The organism is Corallococcus sp. AB049A, assembly GCF_003668885.1.
In the GTDB taxonomy this organism is placed as follows: Bacteria; Myxococcota; Myxococcia; order Myxococcales; family Myxococcaceae; genus Corallococcus; species Corallococcus interemptor.
The window spans coordinates 1-422 of sequence record NZ_RAWL01001232.1 but is presented as its reverse complement, the minus strand read 5'-3'; the positions used below and the strand labels follow the sequence as shown (position 1 = coordinate 422).

The following is a 422-nucleotide window of genomic DNA, read 5'->3' as shown; positions in this document are numbered from 1 at the left end:
CCCACAGGAACTGCGCCTGCGGGTGCTGGCTCTCGCGCAGCTTGGCGAACTTCTCGGCCGGGTTCCTGATCTTCAGGATCTCGACCACTTCCGGCACGGCAGCGCGATCGGCCGGACGGTAGTCCTGCTTCTCCAGGTCCAGCACCACGATGTCCTTGCCGACCTTGCGGAAGATGCCGGCACCGGTCTTCTGGCCCAGCGCGCCCTTGGAAATCAGCGCGTCCAGCCACTTCGGCGACTTGAAGAATTCATGCCACGGGTCATTCGGCAGGGTGTCGCCCATGGTCTTGATGACGTGGGCCATGGTGTCCAGGCCGACCACGTCGGAGGTGCGGTAGGTGGCCGACTTCGGGCGGCCGACCAGCGGACCGGTCAGGCCGTCCACTTCATCGAAGCCCAGGCCGAACTGCTGGGTGTGGTGG

At 65.6% G+C, this 422-nt stretch carries 1 protein-coding gene; it reads right to left on the bottom strand.

The window, feature by feature from the left end; all coding sequences use genetic code 11:
• Positions 1–422: 3-hydroxyacyl-CoA dehydrogenase family protein (locus D7X55_RS46850; protein WP_233610474.1), on the bottom strand; the 422-nt coding region annotated here is incomplete at both ends.